We start from the raw sequence: 19926 nt of genomic DNA, 5'->3' as shown, positions 1-19926 counted from the left end.
TCCCGCACATGAAAAACATGTGTCGTATTCCTTGACCGATCAAGGAAGATCCACGCATTCTTACCCGCAGGTAAGTTAACGGCTTTTCAGCCCATTCCTGTTCCTGGTCACCCGTGTGCCCACCGCCGGGTCCATCCCCCACCAGCGAGGTGTTCATATGAAGCTGCCCTGGAGACCCCTGCGCACCCTGCTCCCCGCCCTGGCTCTCGCCCTCTCGGCCACCGCCCTCACCGCCCCCGGGGCCGCGGCCGCCCCGTCCCCCGAGCCCCGCGCCGCTGCCGCTGCCGCCGGCACGACCGTCAGCAGCGGCTGGAACGACTACTCCTGCAAGCCGTCGGCCGCCCACCCGCGCCCCGTCGTCCTCGTGCACGGCACCCTCGGCAACTCCTGGGACAACTGGCTCGTCCTCGCGCCCTACTTGAAGAACCGCGGCTACTGCGTCTTCTCCCTCGACTACGGCAAGCTGCCCGGTGTGCCGGTCTTCTACGGCCTCGGCCCGATCGCGAAGTCGGCCGAGGAGCTCTCCGCGTACGTCGACAAGGTCCGCGACGCCACCGGTGCGGACAAGGTGGACATCGTCGGCCACTCCCAGGGCGGCGCGATGCCGCGCTACTACCTCAACTTCCTGGGCGGCAAGGACAAGGTGAACTCCCTCACCGGCATCGCCCCCAACAACCACGGTACGACGCTGTCGGGCCTGGTCACCCTGATGGACAAGATCCCCGGAGCCCGCAAGGCGCTCGGCGGCATGACCCCCGGCCTCACCGACCAGGCGATCGGCTCCGACTACCTCAAGCGCATGAACTCCGTCCCCGACACCGTGCCGGGCGTCCGCTACACGGTCATCGCGACCAAGTACGACGAGGTCGTCACGCCGTACACCTCGGGCTACCTGTCCGGACCCGACGTGCGCAACATCCTGCTCCAGGACCTCTGCGCCGTGGACCTCTCCGAGCACATCGCGATCGGCACCGTCGACCGCATCGTCGCCCACGAGGTCGCCAACGCGCTCGACCCGGAGCACGCCACGCCGACCACCTGCGCGTCCGTCATCGGCTAAAACCGCTGGCCCCTGGCCCCGCTCATGGGGAATTCTCAACCCTCATGAGCACCTCGAACGCCGTTCTGCAGGCCGGTGGTGACGTGACGGTCACCCTGGTCAAGGAGTCCCGGTCCGGCATCGGTTACCCCGCGGTCGTGGTCCGCGACGACGGCACCCACGCCGTCGTACGCGCACCGTGGGCGGCCCCCTCGGACCGGGACTTCGGCTTCGTCCGCTTCGAACGCGGCGACGTCTTCACCGAGCACTACTGGCGCGACCGCTGGTACGCCGTCAAGGAGGTCCGCACCGCCGACGGCACCCTGAAGGGCTGGTACTGCGACATCACCCGCCCCGCACAGATCACCCCGGACGGCATCGTCTCCACCGACCTGGACCTCGACCTGTGGGTCTCGGCGGACGGCACCACGGTGCTCCGCCTGGACGAGGACGAGTTCGAGGAGAGCGGCCTGGAAGCCCACGACCCACCGGCGGCGAACCGGGCCCGCGCGGCCCTGGACGAACTGGAGCGGGTGGCCCGGGCGGGCGGGTTGACGGGGTTGCTGGACTAGCAGTCTGCTGCCGCAGGCCGACGGGGATCCGGCCCGGCGGGCTCGTCGAGCTCGACGATGACGAGCGTGCCGTGGCTTCCCGGGCGGACCGCGTGCGGTGTTCCCGCGGGGATCACGTGGAGCCCGCCCGTTCCGACCGGCACCGGCGTGCCCGCGACGTCGAGTTCGAGCCGCCCTTCGAGGACGAGCAGGGCTTCCGGGGCGTCGTGGCTCTCCTCCTCCAGGGGCAGCTCGTTCATGCGCAGCACCTTGATGCGGGCCGGGCCGACGTGCCCCAGCACGAGGGAGTTCCACTCCTGCTGCAGGGCCGCGGCGGTGTCGTTCACGTTGATCGTCGTCACGGCGAAGAGGCTAGGCGGGCCGCGGCGCCGGTTGGTCGACCGAACGGTAAAGGATGCCGGGCCGGGGCTCGGGTGGGGTCGGGGCGGTCCGTAGGCTGAGGCGTACGACATCGATCCCGTACGCGGGTTCGGTTCGGAACGGTGAGCCGGGATACGACCGGACGACAGACTTCTTCGAGGTGAGTGAACTTGACGGATCCGGGTCGGGCCGCGGGCGTGCCCAGTGAAGGCCGGGGAGAGGGCGTTGCGGCCCGCCGGCGGATACCCCTGCTCCTAGCGGTGACGGGTGTCGCCTACGCACTCGACCTGGGCAGCAAGCTGGCCGTGGTCGCCGGGCTGGAGAACCGGGCTCCCGTCCAGTTGATCGGCGGCTGGCTGGAGCTGCAGGTGATGCGCAACCCCGGTGGGGCGTTCGGCATCGCCTCGGCGATGACCATCGTGCTCACGATCGTCGCCACGACCGTCGCCGTGGTGATCGTCCGCCTGTCGCGCAAGCTCTACAGCGCCCCGTGGGCCATCGCGCTCGGGCTGCTGCTGGGCGGTGCGCTCGGCAATCTGACGGACCGTCTCTTCCGCTCCCCCGGCGGCTTCGAGGGCGCGGTCGTCGACTTCATCTCCGTCAGCGGCTTCAGCGTGATGAACCTCGCGGACTGGGCGATCTTCTGCGGAGGCGTCCTGATCGTGGTCTACTCCTTCCTCGGATGGGAGCTGGACGGCACGGGCAGGGAAACCGGCCGCGAGCGCGCCGAAACCGCCTGACCCTCCCGCCCCTTCGGTCGCCGCCCGGCGCGCACGGTTCCGCGCGCGCCCGGCCGCGCACTGATGAGCCGCTGGCGAACCGGGGCCGGGCCATGGATCCGGTGCGGTGCCGGGGTGGACGCTGTGACTTCCCATCCCTCGTCCTTGAGGAACGTCGTGTCCCTCGTGCCCAGTTACCGGCCGCCGGTCACCGATCTCCCCGAGCCCGAATCCGAACCCGAGCCCGGCCGGGTCAGCCCGCACATCGACGAAGCCGCCGCGTTCACCGACCGGTGGGTGCGGCGCACCGGGCTCATCCAGTCCTTCTCCGCGCAGCGCCGCTTCCGCCGGGCGCGCTGCGTCGACCTCGCGGCGTGGGTGGCCCCGCAGGCCACGTGCCCGCGACTGCAGCGGACCGCGGCCTGGATCGTCTGGTTCCACGTCCTGGACGACCGGTGCCGCCATCCCCGCGGGGAGGAGTACGCGTTCGGGTTCGGTGCGCTGCCCGACTTCCTGCCCACGGACGGCGGGCCCACCCCGCCGGCCCGGACGGCGCTGCAGCGGGCCCTCGCCGACGTGTGGCGGATGACGGCCCCGGCGATGTCGCCCGCATGGCGCGAGCGCTTCGCCGCCCGCTTCCGCGAGCTCGCCGACCGGCGGCCCCGGGACGCCCTCGCCGCGGGATCCGCCCTCGACCTCGTCGAGTACGCCTGCGGGTACGAACTCCCGCCGTCCGCGCGCGAGCTGGCGTCGTTCCGGGCCGTGTCCGGTGCCGCCTCCGCCGTGCTCTCGCGGGACGGTACGGAGCCGGAAGCGGAGGAGTTCCGCGATGCGCTCCGGGACGCGCTCCACGGCTTCACGGCCGATGCGGCACGGGCCGGGCTCCCTCCGGCCGCGCTCTCGGCGGTCTCCGCCTACGCCCACGCCCTCACGCTCTGGGCGGACGGCCGGCTGGCGTGGGCCCTGCACGGCGGCCCGGCCGGGGCGGCCGCCCCCGAACCCGGCGGGCACCGGCCCCTCCTCCTCGCCGACGACGTCACCGGCGTCCCCGTCGACCTGCTGCGCCCACGGCGTCCCGCACCGCCGCCCGTCCCCTCCACGAGCGGCGGCGCGGGCACCGCCCTACATCGTGGCCGCGAGTAGCTCGCGCGTGTAGGGGGCCTTCGGGTCGCCGAACACCTCGTCCCGCGGTCCGCTCTCCACCACGGCCCCGGCCCGCATCACCGCCACCCGGTCGCAGAAGTGCCGGACGACGGCGAGGTCGTGCGAGACGAAGAGGAGGGACAGGCCCAGCTCGTCACGGAGGTCCATGAGGAGGTTGAGCACCTGCGCCTGTACGGAGACGTCCAGCGCCGACACCGGCTCGTCCGCGACGACCAGGCGGGGGCGCGGGGCCAGGGCGCGGGCGATGCCGATGCGCTGGCGCTGACCGCCGGAGAACTCGTGCGGGTAGCGGCCGAGGTGGGCGGCCCGCAGCCCCACCTGCTCCAGCAGCTCGGCGGCCCGGGCGCGGCGCTCCTCCCTGCCGAGGGCGGTGTGCACCCGCAGCGGCGTGGTGACGATCTCCTCGACGGTACGGCGCGGGTTGAGCGACGCGTACGGGTCCTGGAAGACCAGCTGAACGTCGCGGCTGAGCTCGCGGCGCAGGCGGGTGTCGGCCGCGGCACGGGAGATGTCCCGGCCGTCGAACCGCACGGCCCCCGACGTGGGGCGCTGCAGCCCCGCGAGGACCCTCGCCGTGGTCGACTTCCCCGACCCGGACTCACCCACGAGCCCGAGCGTCTCACCTGCGCCGATCCGCAGGCTGACGCCGCGCACGGCTTGAACGGCGCCACGCCCTCTCCGGAGACCCCGGCGCCCGCCGAACTCCACACGAAGGTCGACGACTTCGGCGAGCGGACGAGTGGAGGCGGGCCGAGCACCGCCGGCCTCCACCGCGGAGCAACCCGCCGTCGCGGCGGATGGCTCTCGCCCGGCACCAGCAGCCGCAGTTCCCCCCGCCGCAACGGCGCCCAACCCCCGCGCAGCTGCCTGGCGGTGCCCAGCCGACTTCTGCCCGGCACCGCCGGCCTCCACCGCGGCACGACTCACCGTCGCGGCGGAGCGCTCTTGCCCGGCACCGGCAGCCGCACCTCCTTCCGCCGCAACGGCAATCAGCCCCTGCGGCGCTGCCCGGCGGTGCCCGGCCGGACTCCGCTCGGCACCGCCGGACTCCACCACCGGACGACTCGCCGTCGCGGCGGACACCGCTTGCCCTGCGCCGCCATCCCCCGCCGCAGCCGGAGCAGGGTCGTCGACCGTCGGCAAGCGTGTGCCCGGCGCCGTGTTCAGTGTCGGGGCCGCGCCGATCAGTGCTCTCGTGTACGGGTGTGCGGCGTCGTTCAGGAGTTTGCGGGTGGGGCCCTCCTCCAGGCCCCGCCCGCCCCGCATCACGAGCATGCGGTCGCACGTCTGCGCCACGACCCCCACGTCGTGGGTGACGAGCAGCACCGCCGTGCCGCTCTCCTCCTGCAGTTCCGCCAGGAGGCCGAGGACCTGGCGCTGGACGCGTGCGTCCAGCGCCGTCGTGGGCTCGTCGGCGATGAGCACGTCGGGGCTGTTGATCAGCGCCATGGCGATCATCACGCGCTGCCGCATGCCGCCCGAGAACCGGTGCGGGTAGTCGCGGGCGCGGGCGGCCGGGATGCCGACGCGCTCCAGCACGGCGAGGGCCTTCTCCTTCGCGTCGGCGCGCCGCCCGCCGCCCGCCGGGGCGTGCACGCGGTAGGCCTCGGCCAGTTGCGCACCGACCGTGTGGAAGGGCGAGAGCGCGGCGAGCGCGTCCTGGAAGACCATGGCGATCCGCGCGCCGCGCAGCGCACGCACCGCGGACTCGGGCGCGCCGACGACCTCCGTGCCCCCGACCAGCACGCTGCCGCTCACCCGCGTACGGGCCGGGTCGTGCAGCCCCATCGCGGCGAGCCCCACCGTGGACTTGCCCGAGCCGGACTCCCCCACCAGCCCCAGGACTTCACCGCGTTCCAGGTCGAAGGAGAGGCCGTCCACGGCGACGGCCTCCGCCCCGTCGCGGCCCCTGAAGGAGACCGTCAGGTCGCGTATCGACAGTACCGGCGTCATGCGAGCCTCACCCTCGGGTCGAGCCGGGCCACCACCAGGTCGGCGAGGGTCACGAACACCACGACGAAGAAGGCGGCGAGCAGCACCGTGCCGACCACCGTCGGCAGGTCGTTCTGGACGACGGAGTCGACGGCGAGCTTGCCGACGCCCCCGAGCCCGAAGACGGTCTCGGTGATGAACGCGCCGCCGAAGAGCGCCCCGGCCTCCAGCCCGAGCAGCTGGACGAGGGGGCCGGCGGCGCCGCGCGCCGTGTACTTCCCGTGCGCCCGCAGCGCGGTGAGCCCCTTGCCGCGGGCCGTCCGCACGTACCCCTCGTGCATCGTCTCGAGCGTCTGGGAGCGCGCGAGGCGGGCGAAGACGGCGGCGTTGACGAAGCCGAGGACGAGCCAGGGCAGGAGCAGCCCGGCGGCCCACGCGCCGGGTCCGTCGGCGAGGGGGACGTAGCCGGGCAGCGGCATCAGGCCGGTCGAGTAGACCAGCAGGTACTGCAGGGCGTAGCCGAGGAAGTAGATCTGCACGCTCGCGCCGACCAGGGTGAAGCCGGACAGCAGCCGGTCGGTGGCGGTGCCCCGGCGCAGCGCGGCGGTGAAGCCGGCGCCGATGCCGAGGACGACGATCACCACGAGCGCGCCGCCCGCGAGCGACAGCGTCACGGGGAAGCGGTCGCCGATGGCGTCGAGGACCGGCTGGTGGAGGGTGTAGGAGTAGCCGAGGCAGGGCGCGGCGCAGTCGATGGCGCTGCCGTCGACGTCGCTGATGGTGCGGCCGGCGACGAGGCCGCGCAGGTAGTCGAGGTACTGGGCGGCCGGCGGCTGGTCCAGGCCCATGCTGTGGCGGACGGCCTCGGCCTGTGCGGTGTCGCACTTGGGGCCGCAGGCGATGAGCGCGGGGTCGGAGGGGGCGGCGTAGAAGAGCCCGAAGGCGGCGGCGGTGATCGCGAGGAGCACCACCGCGGCCTGGAGGGCCCGTCGCAGGAGGTAGCCGGTCATATCAGGGTCAGGGCTTCCGGGGTCAGGGCTTCTTCAGGTACAGGTCCGCCGCCGCGATGGAGCCGTAGATCGGGTGGATGGCGGCGCCGCCGACGTTCTTCCCGCGGAACTGGGTGACGCTGGTGTAGAGGAACGGCACGACGGGGACGTCCTTCATGACGGTCTGTTCGAGGGCGATGAGGGCGTCGGCCTTCTGCCGCGCCTCGCCGATGGTCGCGATGCGCTCCAGCTCCTTGTCGACCTCGGGGTTGCCGTAGCGGATGGAGTTGGCGAGGGCGTCGAGCTTGCTGTGGTAGCTGTCGGGCAGCAGCGTGGACGGGGTGGGCCAGTCGACGGAGTTGGTGGACAGCCACAGGTCGTACGGGGCCGGGCCGCGGAAGACCTCGTTGGTGAAGGCGGCCTTCTCCAGCGGCTTGGTGACGAGCTTGATGCCCGCCTTGGCGAAGGCCTCGACGAGGACCTGGGCGAGCCGGTCCTTCTCGGGGGCGTCGCTCTCGTACGCGTAGGTGAGCGTGTCGACCTTGGTCTTCGCCCGGGCCAGGTGCTCCTTGGCCTTCTCGATGTCCCCGGCGGGCGCGACGGGGTAGAGGTCGTACTTCTTCCAGCCGACGACGGCGGGCGAGGAGAGCGTGGTGGCGAAGTCGCCGAGGCGGGGGCCGCCGAGGACCTGGCGGGCCTGTTCGCGCGGGAAGAGGTAGTGGATGGCCTTGCGGACCTCGGGGTCGGTGACCCGGCTGTTCTTGATGTACAGGTCGCTGGTGTAGGCGCCCTGGCTGCCGGCGACGAGGAGGTCCTTCTTCTTCGCGTCGCGCCGGGCCTCGGCGTAGAGCTCCGGCGGCACCTCGCTCTTGGTGGAGAGGGTGTCGGGCCCCGTGCCGCGCCCGTTGAGGACCTCCTGCGCGGTGTTGAGGATCTTCTTGCCGAAGGTGAACTCGAAGCGGTCGGCGTACTGGTGGCGGATGGGGTCGGTCTCCGGCTTCCAGTGCGGGTTGCGCTCCAGGGTCAGGCTCTGGTTCTGCTTGTGCTCGGCGATCCGGTAGGGGCCGGTGGCGAAGGGCCGGGTGTCGTAGCCGGTGCCGGTGTCCTTGTCCTTGCGGACGGGGGACGAGGAGGACTGGGCGGCCATGTAGGGCACGTCGGACTGCGGCTGCGGAAAGCGGAAGACGATCGTCTTGGCGTCGGGGGTCTCGATGGCGCCGAGGTCGCCGTGCTCGGGGCCGGCGTACTTCTCGACGGCGGCGGTGCGGTCCTCGGAGCCGGTGAGCCACTCGGGCCAGTAGGTGGGGCCGAGTTCGAAGCCGGGGGCGAAGGTGCGCTCGATGCCGTACTTCACGTGCTCGGAGGTGATGGGCTCGCCGTCCTCCCAGGCGATGCCGTCCTTGAGCTTGTACGTCCAGGTGCGGCCGCCGTCGGAGAACTGCCCGGTGTCGGTGGCGAGGTCGCCGACGAGCTTGGGCTTGCCGTCCACGACCTGATACTGGGTCAGCTGCCGGCCCCACAGCAGGGACGTGCTGTACGACTCGCCCGCGTAGATCTTCTGCGGGTCGAGGTGGCTGTAGTCGTTGGCGTTGGCGATGCGGACGGTGCCGCCGGTCCGGGCGCCCTCGACGGCCGGGGCCGGGCCCTGGCTGTCCTTGGCGGTGCCGAGGGTGGCGGTCAGCCGCTGCCCGCTCTTGGCGACGGCCTTGTCCTTCCCCGTGGCCCCGCCCTCCGCCCCGGCACCGGCCGAGCAGGAGCACATCAGCAGGGCGGCGGCAGTGACGAGCGCCGGAACGGCTGCGGTGCGCGGACGGATACGGACCATGGTGAACTCCGGATTGAGGAAGGAAAGGGAAGGCGGAGCGCCCCGTAAGGGGCGCGGGGAACTGCGCGACCAGCCACGGACAGCCCGCAGCCGGCAACGCTCCCGGCGGAGGTCTCAGCGCGCGATCCGAGGATCGAGCGCGTCCCGTACCGCGTCGCCGAGGAGGTTGAAGGCGAGGACGAAGACGAGGATCGCCATGCCGGGGAAGAGCATGTAGGTCGGGTCGTCGTAGAAGACCTCGGAACCGCGGGAGATCATGCGGCCCCAGTCGGGGACCGGCTCGTTGATGCCGACGCCGAGGAAGGACAGTGCGGCCTCGGCGGTGACGATGCCGGGGACGGCGAGCGTGACGTGCACGAGCACGGGCGCCCAGACGTTGGGGAGCAGCTCGCGCAGCACGATGTGCCGGCGGCTCGCCCCGACGGCCCGCGCCGCCTCGACGAACTCCCGCTCGCGCAGGGCCCGTACGGACGTGCGCAGGACCATCGCGAGCGGCACCCAGCCGAAGGCCGAGAACACCAGGATGAGGGAGGTGAACTGCATCCAGGCGGGCTCGTTCTCCCCGGGGCCGACGAAGCGCGTATGGATGACCGGGCTGAGCGCAAGAAGAAGCAGAAGTGTCGGAAAACCGAGCAGCACATTGCATACGAAAGTGAAGACCCGGTCGGCGAGACCACTGAGATAGCCGACGGTCACCCCGAGGACGACGCCCGCCACGGCGATCACGGCGACGGAGGCGAAGGCGACCAGCAGCGAGGTGCGCATGCCGTACAGCAGCTGGGCGAACACGTCGCGGCCGAGGCCGGGTTCGATGCCGAACCAGTGGTCGGCGGAGATGCCGCCGTTGGGCAGGACCGGCAGGCCCTCGGCGCTGAGCAGCCCCGTGCCGTGCTGGCCGTAGTGCTCGGTGGGATTCTTCCCGTACAGGGCTGTGACCAGGGGCGCGGCCGCCGCGAGCACGGCGCAGAACAGTACGACGGCGAGTGCGGCCATGCCCGTGCGGTCGCGCCGGAAGGCGCGGCAGGCGGTGGCGAGGGGCCCGCGGGAGGGCGCTTCGAAGGGTCCTCCTGAGTGCACTTCGGCCATTTGCTGCCGCGCTCCTGAATCGCTCCGGCCGCCGGTTGGTCACACGGCGGGCCTCTTTTCGGCCGGTCTGCGGGGGTCTCCCGCCCCGGGTTGCGGATCATTAGATCCAATGAATTAGGTAGCCGCAAACCATCTTTTTGAAGGCAGTTTCGATAATTCATCAAGGATTACAAGGAATCTTCGCTGGTCAATATCCCCGTAACATTAAATCCCCTCAATTACTCCCTAATCAGACATGCGTGAAAGCCGGACCACTTCCCTCACGTCTCGTATGAGACGTGCCTCACGCGAGTTCCGGCCACTACCGAGGGTTTTCAACCAGCGACTGAAAGTGTTCGACCAATGTGCGTTCATGCCCAACTTGGGCAAGACTTCCGTCCGTTATCTGCAGCCACGAGCAAGGGAGTGTTCGGAATGCGGTACATCACTGGGGGCATCGCGATGGGCGCCGCGCTCGCACTGGGCGGCGGCCTCCTGGCCGCCGGAACGACGACCGCGAGCGCAGCACCCGCACCTGTCCCCGCAGCACAGACGCAGAGTCTGTACGCCTCCTCCGCCCTGGTCCTGACCGTCGGTCACGGTGCGAACTCCACCGAGGCCTCGGTCGACCGCGCGGTCACACTGACCTGCTTCCCCAAGGCGACGGGCTCGCACCCGGACGCGAAGGGCGCGTGCTCGGCACTGCGCGCGGCCGGCGGTGACTTCGAGAAGATCACCACCATCAAGTCCGGCACGGCCTGCACCAGGGAGTGGAACCCCAGCGTCGTCACCGCCGACGGCGTGTGGGAGGGCAAGCGGGTCCGCTTCGAGCGCACCTTCGCGAACCCGTGCGAGGCGAAGGCGGGCAAGGGGCAGCTCTTCGAGTTCTGAGACCCCCCGCAGAGCGGCTGAACGCGAGGCGGCCCCCGGACACCGTGGAGGTGTGTCCGGGGGCCGCCCTCCGTCGTCTTCCGCAGCAGCCGTGCGCAGCGGTACGCAGCCGTTCAGGAACCGCCGAGGGTCGCGTTGTACGCCGCGAGGACCGGAGGCAGGGGCTGGAAGTACGTCATCCCGCCCCTCGTGCAGTCGCCGCTGCCCCCGGAGAGGATCCCCAGGGCGTCGCCGCCGGAGAAGAAGGAGCCGCCGCTGTCGCCGGGCTCGGCGCAGGCGGTGGTCTCGGTCAGGCCGGTGACCTGGCCCTCCGGATAGTTGACGGTCACACCGGTGCGCCTGACGGTGCCGTTCTTCACTCCGGTGGTGGACCCGCTGCGCCGGACCGTCTCGTTGACGACCGCGTCGCGGACGGCGGTGACGGTCTGCGACGTGCCGTTGTAGAGGTTCACGGCGCTCGGGTGGTCGACGGCGCCGGTGGCGGGGTACACCGCGAGGGCGTAGTCGTGGACGGGGAAGACCGCGTTCTCGGTCGTCGCGACCTGCGGGCCGCCGTTGCCGGCGTGCCAGGCGCTCTCCGCCTTGCCGCAGTGCCCCGCCGTGACGAAGCCGTCCGGCCTGCCGGCCCGCTTGACGTTGAAGCCCAGGGAGCAGCGGTGGGTGGAGCCGAAGATCGCATCGCCGCCCGCGAGGTACCGGGTGAGCTTCGCGGACGTCCTCTTCACCAGCACCGCGTCCCCGAGGGACCCGACCGACTTCTTGAGCCGCTCCAGCTTCGCGCCCGTGACCGTGGGGTCGGCGGTCACGACGACCCGGTTGAGCGTCGGGTCCGTCCCCCAGGTGGTGCCGGGGATCGCCTCGCCCGCGTCCAGCGTGGCCTTCGCGGAGTCGAGCTCGGCCCGGGTGTTGCGGACGGCGCGCGGCTCCCCGCCCGCCGCGCGGACCAGGGCGGCGACCTTTCCGTCGGTGATGTTGACAATGAGCCTGCCGAGTGTGGAGTCGTAGTACGAACCCGCAGTGGCGTCCTCCGGCCCCGCCGGGAGGGCCCGGGCGACGGCCGCGGCGTCGGAGGCGGAGAGCGCGGGGGCCGGGGCGGGCGAGGCGCCGGCCTGCTGGGGGCTGAGGGTCACGGCCGCGAGGGCGGCCGTGGCTGCGGCCGCCAGGGCCGCGCGCACGGAGATCCATCTACGCTTCAACTCGGCACCTCCAGTGGGGGGTTGGGCACCGCCACGGGATCACCGCGGGCCCGGAGGGGGTACGACATGGGTCGCCTCCCGCTTTACAGAGGGCGCGTCCATGCCAAGTCGACCAATCGAGTATCCCGGAACCGGGGAGGGCGCGCACAAGGCGGACTCCTCCTGCGCGCGTGTCGCTTTGCGCGCCCCAGCACGGGACGCGCGCGGGAGCGCCGGGAGTTGCACGGCGCGGCCCTCCGAAATCCGGCGCCGCCGCCTTAGCCCACCGGGGTACCCCCCGAACCCCACCGGCCCCACGACACTACGCCGTCCGGGTCCCCCACCACGACCGCACCCCCAGAGGCCATGGCCCCGGATTCACAGGCTGCGCCTGCCTCTGACCCCGCCGCGGCGGACACGGGGATCGAACCCTCGGACCCAGCCCTGCCGGGCTCCTGGAACCAAGGTGCCGCCAGGCCCTGTCACCGCCGCAACGGCGAGACGCCCCACGCACCATCCCGGCGGTGCCGGGCCGACCGGCACCGCCGGGATGCGCCATCGGGGCTGATCACCGCCGCGGTGGAGAAGGAGTCCGAGCCCCGGGCTCGGCTACGTCAAGGGTTCGGGGGTCCCGGGGGCAGTTCCTCCGGGGGCGTCGGGGGTTCCACCGCCGGATCCGGCGTGGGTGGCGGCTTCGGCGCCGGGGGCTTGTCCGGGGGGACGAGGCCCTGCTGGGCCGAGCGCTCCAGGAAGCGGAGGAGTTCCACCGGGAACGGCAGGACCAGCGTGGAGTTCTTCTCCGCCGCCACCGCCACCACCGTCTGCAGCAGCCGCAGCTGCAGCGCCGACGGCTGGTCGGCCATCGTGGCCGCCGCCTCGGCGAGCTTCTTCGACGCCAGCAGCTCCGCGTCCGCGTTGATCACCCGGGCCCGCCGCTCGCGCTCGGCCTCCGCCTGCCGGGACATGGACCGCTTCATCGTCTCCGGCAGCGAGACGTCCTTGATCTCGACGCGGTCGATCTGCACGCCCCACCCGATGGCGGGGCTGTCGAGCATGAGCTCCAGGCCCTGGTTGAGCTTCTCCCGGTTGGAGAGGAGGTCGTCGAGGTCGCTCTTGCCGATGATCGAGCGCAGGGACGTCTGGGACATCTGGGACACCGCGAAGCGGTAGTCCTCCACGGCGATGACCGCCTCGGCCGGGTCCACGACCTTGAAGTAGACGACGGCGTCCACGCGGACGGTGACGTTGTCGCGGGTGATGCCCTCCTGCGCGGGCACGGGCATCGTGACGATCTGCATGTTCACTTTGCGCAGCCGGTCGACGACCGGGACGATCAAAGTGAACCCCGGAGAGCGGATCTCGGGCAGGAGCCGCCCGAGCCGCAGCACCACGCCGCGCTCGTACTGCTTGACCACGCGGGCCGCCGCCGCGACGTACACCGCCCCGGCGGACGCCGCGGCCACGGCTGCCACCACCAGTTCCTCGACCATGGCAGGCCCCCTGCCGTACATCTCAGGTGTTATGTCCACGGTATGCCCGTATCGGGCACAGGGTCGAGCCCCCGGCCGAGGTGCGGACCGGAGGCTCTTGTGCTGGGTGCTCTTGAGCCGGGGGCTTGAGCTGGGGCTCTTGAGCCGGGGCCTTGAGCCGGTGGACGTGGGACCGGTGGCGGGACCCTCAGCCGATCGTCACCCCGTACGCCTTGAGCGCCGGGCCCACGGGCTGGAAGTAGGTCGTTCCGCCGGACTTGCAGTTGCCGCTGCCTCCGGAGGTGAGGCCGAGCGCGGTGGAGCCGGCGAAGAGGGCGCCGCCGCTGTCGCCGGGCTCGGCGCAGACGTTCGTCTTGATCAGGCCGCGGACGACCTGGCCGTTGCCGTAGTTGACGGTGGCGTTGAGGCCGGTGACCTTGCCGCCGTGCAGGCCGGTGGTGGAGCCGCTGCGCTGCACGGACTGGCCGACGGTCGCGTTGCCGGCGGCGGTGATCCGCTGGGTGCGGCCGTTGTAGAGGCTGACCTCGCTGGGGTGCGGGAGGGAGCCGTTGGTGTACTGCACGATGCCGTAGTCGTTGCCCGGGAAGCTGGTGCCCGTGGTGGGGCCGATGCTCGTGGTGTGCCCGGAGTTGCTGTAGTAGGGCGGCTTGCCCTCGGTGCAGTGGCCTGCGGTGAGGAAGTAGGCGGTGTTGCCCTTGCGCACGTTGAAGCCGAGCGAGCAGCGCCAGCTCGGGGCGTAGATCGCGTCGCCGCCGGCGAGGAAGGGTCGGAGCGTGCCGGGGGTGCGCTCGATGCGTATGGCCTCCACCGCGGCGCCGGCCTTCTGCTTGATCCTGGCGAGGGCGGCGGCGGAGACGGTCGAGTCGGCGGTGACGACGAGCGTGCCGGATTCCTGGTCGACGGCCCAGGCGGTGCCGGCGACGTCCGCGGCCTGCACGGCGGTGCTCGCGGCGGACAGCTGGGCGGCGGAGTGTCTGACGGGAGCCGATGAGCCGTTGCTCTCGGCGTGGGCGGCGGTGCCCGCGAGGGCGGCCGCGGCGGCGAGGGCGGAGGCGAGGGCGATGCGGGTCGCGGTGCGGGGGGTGGTGCGCTTGATGCTCACGTTCTTCCTCCCGAGTGGGGTCGGTGAGGTGCAGCCGGAACGGGCACGCGGGATTCCACTTTCGTCGTGCCCCTGACAAGCACTGTTCGGGAGTATTCGGGCCGCGCGCCGACCGCCGCAAGAGCATCTTTCGGACGGCGCGCACCCGTGTCCGGCGGTGGCGCGCTAGCCCACCAGCACGCGGCGCTCCCCCGCCGGGACCGCGATCGGCAGGGTGTTCCCCGGCGGCGGGAAGGGGCAGATGAAGTGGTCGGCGAAGGCGCAGGGCGGCAGGAGGGCGTGGTTGAAGTCGACCGTCACCCGCCCGTCGACGCCGGGCGCGGGCGTCCGCAGGAACCGGAAGCGGTAGCTGGTGTCCCCGCTCGTGCCGTCGGCGAACACCGCCCACAGCGTGCCGTCCACCTCGACGGCGACCTGCAGCGCGAACGCGGAACCGACGGCGGTGAAGGCCAGTTCCCCGTCCAGGCCGAGTCCCCGCTCCCGCCCGTCCGCGTTCTCCACCCGCACCCTGCGGCTGCCGTCGTACGGGCGGAAGACCCCCGGCAGCACCCAGTCCTCGTCGTACTCGAAGGCGTCGATCGCGGTGAACGCCCGCCGCCCGGCCGAGCCGGGGTCGAAGACGCGCACCGCCCACAGCCCCTCCCGGCGCAGCACCACGAGCTTGCGTCCGCCGTGGTCGACACGGGCCGTCGCGGCCGGTCCCTTGTCCGGGCCGAGCCGGACCTCGCCGTTCAGCGGCCGTCCGTCCACGGTGAGCCCGTCGGCGGCCGTGGCGGTCAGCAGTACGGCGTCGCCGCCCTCGGTCCAGTGCCCCGGGATGGCGGGAAATCGCCCCTCGGCGGCGTCGGCGATCCAGTAGGTCCCCGTGAGCGCGAGCGGCCCGTACGGTGCGCAGACCGTCTCCGTACGCTCCTCGCGCCACGTCTTCCACTGCTGCCGTGCGTCGTTGCCCGTGTCCGTGCTCATGACGGTCAACCTTTCCATACGGGCAGCGGCAGCCCGAGGTGTTCGCGGAGCGTCGCGCCCGTGTACTCCGTACGGAACGCGCCACGCTCCTGCAGCAGGGGCACCACGCGGTCGACGAACTCGTCCAGCCCTCCGGGCGTGAGGTGGGGGACGAGGACGAAGCCGTCGGCGGCCCCGGCGGTGACGAACCCGTCCAGTTGCGCGGCCACCGAGGAGGGGGTGCCGATGAAGGACTGCCGGCCGGTCGTCTCGATCACGGTCTGCCGGATGGACAGCCCCTTGGCCTCGGAGACGGCGCGCCACCGGGCGGCGACGGCGAAGGGGTCGGCTGTCCGCACCCGCCCCTGCGCCACCTCGCCGTGCGGGTCCGGGTCGACGTCGGGCAGCGGCCCGTCGGGGTCGTAGCCGGACAGGTCCCGGCCCCAGACCTGTTCCAGGGCGAGCAGCGCGTTCTGCGGGGAGACCTGCTGCCTGCGGATCTCCGCGGCCTTCTCCTGGGCCTCGGCGTCGGTGTCCCCGAGGACGAAGGTCGCCCCCGGCATGATCTTGAGGTCGCCGGGCCGCCGGCCGTACGCGGCGAGCCGCCGTTCGACGTCGGCGCAGAAGGCGCGCCCGGCCTCCGGCGTGCCGTGCCGGGTGAGGACGACGTCGGCGGCGGAGGCCGCGGACTCCCGGCCCTCGTCGGAGTCCCCGGCCTGGATGACGACCGGGTGGCCCTGCGGGCTGCGGGCCACGTCGAAGGTGCCGGAGACGGAGAAGTGCCGCCCGTGGTGGGCGAAGGGGCGCGGCACGCCCCCGGGCGTCCACGAGTCCCACAGCTCGCGCGCGGTGGCGACGAACTCGGCGGCGCGCGTGTACCTCTCGGCGCGGTCGAGGTGGCCGCCGCGGCGGAAGTTCTCGCCGGTGAAGGCGCCGGAGGAGGTGACGGCGTGCCAGGCGGCGCGCCCGCCGCTGAGGTGGTCCAGGGAGGCGAGGCGCCGGGCGAGTTCGTAGGGCTCGTTGAACGTGGTGCCGGCGGTGGCCGCCAGGCCGATCCGCTCGGTGACGGCGGCCAGGGCGCCGAGCACGGTGAGCGGCTCGGGGCGGCCGACGGCGTCCAGGTCGTGGATCCGGCCCTTGTGCTCGCGCAGCCGCAGGCCTTCGTCGAGGAGGAAGAAGTCGAAGAGCCCGCGTTCGGCGGTGGCGGCGAGGTGCCGGAAGGAGGCGAAGCCGATCTGGCTGCCGGACCGCGGGTCGGCCCATACGGTCGTGCTGTCGGCGCCGGGGAAGTGGGCGGCCAGGTGCATCTGCTTGCGGCGGCGTGCCCCGGGGGCGGCGGTCATGCGGGCCTCCTCGCGGTGGCATAGCGGTTGGCGGGGCGCGGCAGGCACAGGTGCTCGCGGAGCGTGCCGCCGGGATAGAAGGAGCGCAGCAGACCGCGGTGCTGGAGTACGGGGACGGTCCCGTCGACCAGCAGGGCGAGGTCCCGGTCGGGGTCCTCGGGACGGAAGTGGAAGCCGTCGACCACGCCGTCGGCCCACCAGGAGCCGGCCAGGTCGGCGAGGGCGACGGCGTCGGCGGCCGCGTACAGCGCGACGGGCAGGGACGCGAGGACGACGATCCGGCCGGGGTCGCGGCCGAGGGAGCGCAGCCGGGCGTGCAGGTCGTCGCGGGCGGCGCGGACCGCTCCGGGGGTGGGCGCGGGCCCCGTGCGGACGTAGGCGACGTCGGCGTGGCGGGCGGCTGCCGCGCGCGGCAGCAGGCGGGTGGCGTCGACGGCGATCACCGGCCGGCCCTGCGGGGGCCGGGGCACGACGGAGGGCCCGCGGACGGAGAAGCCGGGGCCTTCGAAGTCGACGTGGTGCAGCTTGTCGCGGTCGACGAAGCGCCCGGTGGCCGCGTCGCGGATCTCGGCGTCGTCCTCCCAGCTGTCCCAGAGCCGGGCGGCGACGTCGGCGACGGCCGCGGCCTCGTGCCACAGCTCGTCGGCGGGGGCCGCGGCGCGGCGGCCGAAGTGGCGCGCCGCTGCTTCGGTGCCGGAGACCTCCACGGTCCAGCCGGCGCGGCCGCCACTGACCCAGTCGAGGGTGGAGACGGCGTTGGAGACGTGGAACGGCTCGGTGTGGGTGGTGGTGACGGTGGGCACCAGGCCGATGCGTTCGGTGGCGGGCGCGACGCGGGCGAGGACGGCGAGGGCGTCGAGGCGGCTCTCGCCGCGCCGGGGCGGGCCGAGCGTGTCGCCGAGGGTGACGAAGTCCAGCCTGCCGCGCTCGGCGAGGCGGGCCGCGCGGACGTAGGGCTCGGCGTCCCGGACGCCGGGGCGGTCGATGCTCACGGCCAGGTGCAGGGGCCGGATGGGTGCGGACATGGGCTTCCCTGGGGGTGTGGGGCCGGTGGGGTCGGTGGCTCGGCCGGTGGTTGCTCTCCGACTACTGCTGGAGGTGCCCCAGGGCGGCGGTGCCCGTCCGCGCCGGCGGGATGGACTTCCGGGGGCACCACGGCTTCCCGCCGCGTGCGGGAGAAAGGGGCCCCGCTCCCGCCCTTTCACCGTTCCCCGGTGCGGGCCCGGGCCCCCGCGAGGAGTCCGGGGGCGTCGGCGGCGATGCGTTCGAGGAAGCCGGTGCCGCGCGGACCGGCACCGATGAAGACGAGGGAGGGCATGCGAAGGCTCCGTGGATACGGGATCGGACACGGGACGTGCCTTCACATCGGACGCGTCGTGCGCATCCCGGCCGCGCCCCTCAGCACGACCGAACTCCGAGGCTATTCGCGTGCCCTGGCCAACTGTCAAGCCTGTCCGCACTCCTGTCCACACTGTGGGCAGGCCGTCTCAGCACAGTTGACGCGGAAACGGAAGGCTGTTCCACTTGGCCCATGCACCCAGGGCAACGGCTGGTCACCCGGGATCACATCGACTTCGGTCGGGTGTGGTCCGCGTCGTGTCCCGGCTTCCGTGCGCTTCTTCCGGGTTCCTGCTCGGGCTGACCGCGCTTCCCGCGGAGCCCGACGCCTTCGCGCCTCCGCGCTTTCACGCCTTACGCCTTACGCCTTTACGCCTTCACATCCGCGGCGTCGTGCCGCACCCTCCCCTCGCACCGCGCTCGACCACGGGGCTTGCCCTCGTCCTCGTCCTCGTCCTCAACAGCCGCAGTCGCAACCACAGTCGCATTCACCGCAGCATTCACAGCAGTTGCAGCAGTCGCCGCAGCCGCTGCAATCACAGTCGCTACAGTCGCACTTGTGGCACCAGCCCTCACGCTGCTGGCCGTCCCACGGATCGAAGTACGGGTCCCGGCAGCAGACCTGACACGTGCAGAAAAGCGTGGCCCACACCGCACAGCCGGCTATCAGCCCGCGCTGCCTCCCCCGCCGCGGTGGCTCGGGCGGCGCGCCGGGCGGCATCTGCCCCGGCGGCATCTGGTCGGGCGGCATGACCGGCGGCGGCCCGAACGCGCCCTGCGGCGCGCCGTCCTGGAGAGCGGCGGGCCCGGCGTGCCCCGCCGGTCCGGCGTGCCCGGCGTGCCCGCAGCCCGCCGTGCCGAACGCCCGGTCGACGGCGCGCTCCAGCTCGTGCGCGAGCAGGACGTGCGCGAGCCGGCTCTGGCTCTTGCTCGCGAAGTCGACCTCGCGCAGCGCCAGACGGACGCCGTGCACCGCGTCGTCGCACAGCCTGCGCACCTCGGCCAGGTCGGTGCCGGTCGCGGCGACGGGGTTCCACGCCCCGGTCTCCGCGTCCTCCGCCATGTCCTCCACGGCGTCCAGCAGGTGGGCCAGTCGCCCGAAGAGCCTGCCCGCCTCTTCCAAGGGCTCCTTGTTGTCCGGTCGGCCGGCGAGCACGGCGGTGTAGCCGAAAGCCGCGGCGGTGGCCGTCTCGGTGGGCTCCGTCACCGTCAGCAGCGACGTCCCCGGACCGGCCAGCGCCTCGATGCCGGCCTGCCGTTCGACCGCGTCGACCAGGACGGCGGTGTCGAATCCGAGGTCCGCTCCCGTGCGGGCTCCGGCCCGGTCCCACTTCGCGGCCACGCGGCGCGCCGCCGCGGCGACCGGGCGGCGCGCCAACACGCCGTCGCCGTCCGCGACATGGTCACGCATCTTCGCCGACGCCAGCACCAGCGAGACCGAGGCGGCGAGTCGCGCCCCCTCACCCTTGGCCACGGAAGCGGTGCGCATGCCGCGCAGCGGGCACGGTCCGGCCGTGCGGCGCCAGGAGTTGGCTCCCTCGTCCGCCGGCGACTGGGCTTCCACCAGGACCGATATGACCAGTCCGTCGTAGTTGGTGGCCGCGCGCGCGAACTGTCCGTGGTCGCCGCGCAGCGCGAGGCACAGTCCGCACAGATGCGCCATCCATTCCGTGCGCATGGCCTCTGACAACCGGTGCCGACATGGCCTTATGATCCCGAACAAAACCCAGCCCCCGTGTGTGGTGTGAATGGACCCGGGCATCCTAAACACCTGACCACCCGACCCGACCGGGGCCCGCCCCGCGCCCCCCAATCGCCCGCCGTAACCGCATATGCCCAGGTCCAGGGCGTAAGAAGGGGCCTGCGGGGTTTCTGACGCACCGCCAACCGGTTTGCACCAGATGCGTCACGAAATGCTCGTCCGGCGGCTATCCACTTGGCACACCATCCGCATCATGGACGACGATAGAGAAGCGG

Annotated in this window: 17 protein-coding genes; 5 read left to right on the top strand and 12 right to left on the bottom strand. The window is 72.5% G+C overall.

The genetic code is table 11. The annotated features are described in order from the left end of the window. Positions 1-157: 157 nt before the first annotated feature. Both ACFPP6_RS28065 and ACFPP6_RS28060 read left to right on the top strand, forming a co-directional pair. The gene (locus ACFPP6_RS28065; protein ID WP_382047988.1) at positions 158-1060 is read left to right on the top strand and encodes an esterase/lipase family protein; all 903 of its coding nucleotides are present in this window, start codon (positions 158-160) and stop codon (positions 1058-1060) included. Between the two features lie 44 nt (positions 1061-1104). Beyond that, positions 1105-1611, top strand: coding sequence for a ribonuclease FAU-1 family protein (locus tag ACFPP6_RS28060; protein ID WP_382047985.1), 507 nt, complete (start codon positions 1105-1107; stop codon positions 1609-1611). Here the strand turns inward: ACFPP6_RS28060 and ACFPP6_RS28055 are convergent. Next, positions 1608-1952: a cupin domain-containing protein gene (locus ACFPP6_RS28055; protein WP_382047982.1), complete on the bottom strand. Its 345-nt coding sequence runs from the start codon at positions 1950-1952 to the stop codon at positions 1608-1610. The two genes, ACFPP6_RS28060 and ACFPP6_RS28055, sit on opposite strands and share 4 nt — an antisense overlap. Positions 1953-2141: 189 nt before the next feature. Between ACFPP6_RS28055 and ACFPP6_RS28050 the strand changes: the two genes are divergently transcribed. After that, on the top strand, positions 2142-2711 hold the full coding sequence (locus tag ACFPP6_RS28050) for a signal peptidase II (protein ID WP_382047980.1): 570 nt from the start codon (positions 2142-2144) through the stop codon (positions 2709-2711). A gap of 156 nt (positions 2712-2867) precedes the next feature. Further along, positions 2868-3833: a terpene synthase family protein gene (locus tag ACFPP6_RS28045; protein ID WP_382047977.1), complete on the top strand. Its 966-nt coding sequence runs from the start codon at positions 2868-2870 to the stop codon at positions 3831-3833. Here the strand turns inward: ACFPP6_RS28045 and ACFPP6_RS28040 are convergent. The 4 genes from ACFPP6_RS28040 to ACFPP6_RS28025 form a co-directional block, all read right to left on the bottom strand. Continuing rightward, entirely contained in the window at positions 3813-5807 is a 1995-nt protein-coding gene (locus tag ACFPP6_RS28040; RefSeq protein ID WP_382047975.1) for a dipeptide ABC transporter ATP-binding protein, read from the bottom strand. The genes ACFPP6_RS28045 and ACFPP6_RS28040 overlap by 21 nt on opposite strands. After that, positions 5804-6796 carry an ABC transporter permease gene (locus ACFPP6_RS28035; RefSeq protein ID WP_382047972.1) on the bottom strand — a complete coding sequence of 331 codons (993 nt, stop codon included), beginning with the start codon at positions 6794-6796 and terminating at the stop codon, positions 5804-5806. Before ACFPP6_RS28035 ends, ACFPP6_RS28040 begins: the two co-directional genes overlap by 4 nt. A gap of 22 nt (positions 6797-6818) precedes the next feature. Next, a complete protein-coding gene (locus ACFPP6_RS28030) occupies positions 6819-8600 on the bottom strand; it encodes an ABC transporter substrate-binding protein (RefSeq protein ID WP_382047970.1) in 1782 nt (593 codons plus the stop codon). Positions 8601-8714: 114 nt separating this feature from the next. Next, positions 8715-9686 carry an ABC transporter permease gene (locus ACFPP6_RS28025; protein ID WP_382047967.1) on the bottom strand — a complete coding sequence of 324 codons (972 nt, stop codon included), beginning with the start codon at positions 9684-9686 and terminating at the stop codon, positions 8715-8717. A 414-nt stretch (positions 9687-10100) separates the two neighbouring features. On the opposite strand from ACFPP6_RS28025, the gene ACFPP6_RS28020 reads away from it, so the two are divergent. Next, positions 10101-10556, top strand: coding sequence for a subtilase-type protease inhibitor (locus ACFPP6_RS28020; RefSeq protein WP_382047964.1), 456 nt, complete (start codon positions 10101-10103; stop codon positions 10554-10556). A 113-nt stretch (positions 10557-10669) separates the two neighbouring features. Here the strand turns inward: ACFPP6_RS28020 and ACFPP6_RS28015 are convergent, their stop codons facing one another. From ACFPP6_RS28015 to ACFPP6_RS27985, 7 genes are all read right to left on the bottom strand, one after another. Next, the gene (locus ACFPP6_RS28015; protein WP_382047961.1) at positions 10670-11752 is read right to left on the bottom strand and encodes a S1 family peptidase; all 1083 of its coding nucleotides are present in this window, start codon (positions 11750-11752) and stop codon (positions 10670-10672) included. A gap of 593 nt (positions 11753-12345) precedes the next feature. Beyond that, positions 12346-13221, bottom strand: coding sequence for a slipin family protein (locus ACFPP6_RS28010; protein ID WP_382048216.1), 876 nt, complete (start codon positions 13219-13221; stop codon positions 12346-12348). Between the two features lie 187 nt (positions 13222-13408). After that, positions 13409-14323, bottom strand: a complete 915-nt coding sequence (locus tag ACFPP6_RS28005; RefSeq protein ID WP_382047958.1) for a S1 family peptidase — start codon at positions 14321-14323, stop codon at positions 13409-13411. A gap of 165 nt (positions 14324-14488) precedes the next feature. Then, positions 14489-15289, bottom strand: coding sequence for a DUF1684 domain-containing protein (locus tag ACFPP6_RS28000; RefSeq protein WP_382047956.1), 801 nt, complete (start codon positions 15287-15289; stop codon positions 14489-14491). Between the two features lie 5 nt (positions 15290-15294). Further along, entirely contained in the window at positions 15295-16611 is a 1317-nt protein-coding gene (locus ACFPP6_RS27995) for an NtaA/DmoA family FMN-dependent monooxygenase (protein WP_382047953.1), read from the bottom strand. After that, positions 16608-17636, bottom strand: coding sequence for an LLM class flavin-dependent oxidoreductase (locus tag ACFPP6_RS27990; RefSeq protein WP_382047950.1), 1029 nt, complete (start codon positions 17634-17636; stop codon positions 16608-16610). Before ACFPP6_RS27990 ends, ACFPP6_RS27995 begins: the two co-directional genes overlap by 4 nt. Before the next feature lie 770 nt (positions 17637-18406). Next, entirely contained in the window at positions 18407-19672 is a 1266-nt protein-coding gene (locus ACFPP6_RS27985) for a DUF5685 family protein (protein WP_382047947.1), read from the bottom strand. Positions 19673-19926: the final 254 nt, after the last annotated feature.

The organism is Streptomyces aureoversilis, assembly GCF_042657885.1.
GTDB lineage: Bacteria > Actinomycetota > Actinomycetes > Streptomycetales > Streptomycetaceae > Streptomyces > Streptomyces aureoversilis.
This window is presented reverse-complemented; position numbering and strand designations above follow the sequence as displayed.

Excerpts from the sequence above, each read along its gene's own strand:
- ACFPP6_RS28065 (WP_382047988.1), top strand. The coding sequence starts at position 158 with ATGAAGCTGCCCTGGAGACCCCTGCGCACCCTGCTCCCCGCCCTGGCT.
- ACFPP6_RS28060 (WP_382047985.1), top strand. The coding sequence starts at position 1,105 with ATGAGCACCTCGAACGCCGTTCTGCAGGCCGGTGGTGACGTGACGGTC.
- ACFPP6_RS28040 (WP_382047975.1), bottom strand. The coding sequence starts at position 5,807 with ATGACGCCGGTACTGTCGATACGCGACCTGACGGTCTCCTTCAGGGGC.
- ACFPP6_RS28035 (WP_382047972.1), bottom strand. The coding sequence starts at position 6,796 with ATGACCGGCTACCTCCTGCGACGGGCCCTCCAGGCCGCGGTGGTGCTC.
- ACFPP6_RS28030 (WP_382047970.1), bottom strand. The coding sequence starts at position 8,600 with ATGGTCCGTATCCGTCCGCGCACCGCAGCCGTTCCGGCGCTCGTCACT.
- ACFPP6_RS28025 (WP_382047967.1), bottom strand. The coding sequence starts at position 9,686 with ATGGCCGAAGTGCACTCAGGAGGACCCTTCGAAGCGCCCTCCCGCGGG.
- ACFPP6_RS28020 (WP_382047964.1), top strand. The coding sequence starts at position 10,101 with ATGCGGTACATCACTGGGGGCATCGCGATGGGCGCCGCGCTCGCACTG.
- ACFPP6_RS28010 (WP_382048216.1), bottom strand. The coding sequence starts at position 13,221 with ATGGTCGAGGAACTGGTGGTGGCAGCCGTGGCCGCGGCGTCCGCCGGG.
- ACFPP6_RS28000 (WP_382047956.1), bottom strand. The coding sequence starts at position 15,289 with ATGAGCACGGACACGGGCAACGACGCACGGCAGCAGTGGAAGACGTGG.
- ACFPP6_RS27995 (WP_382047953.1), bottom strand. The coding sequence starts at position 16,611 with ATGACCGCCGCCCCCGGGGCACGCCGCCGCAAGCAGATGCACCTGGCC.
- ACFPP6_RS27990 (WP_382047950.1), bottom strand. The coding sequence starts at position 17,636 with ATGTCCGCACCCATCCGGCCCCTGCACCTGGCCGTGAGCATCGACCGC.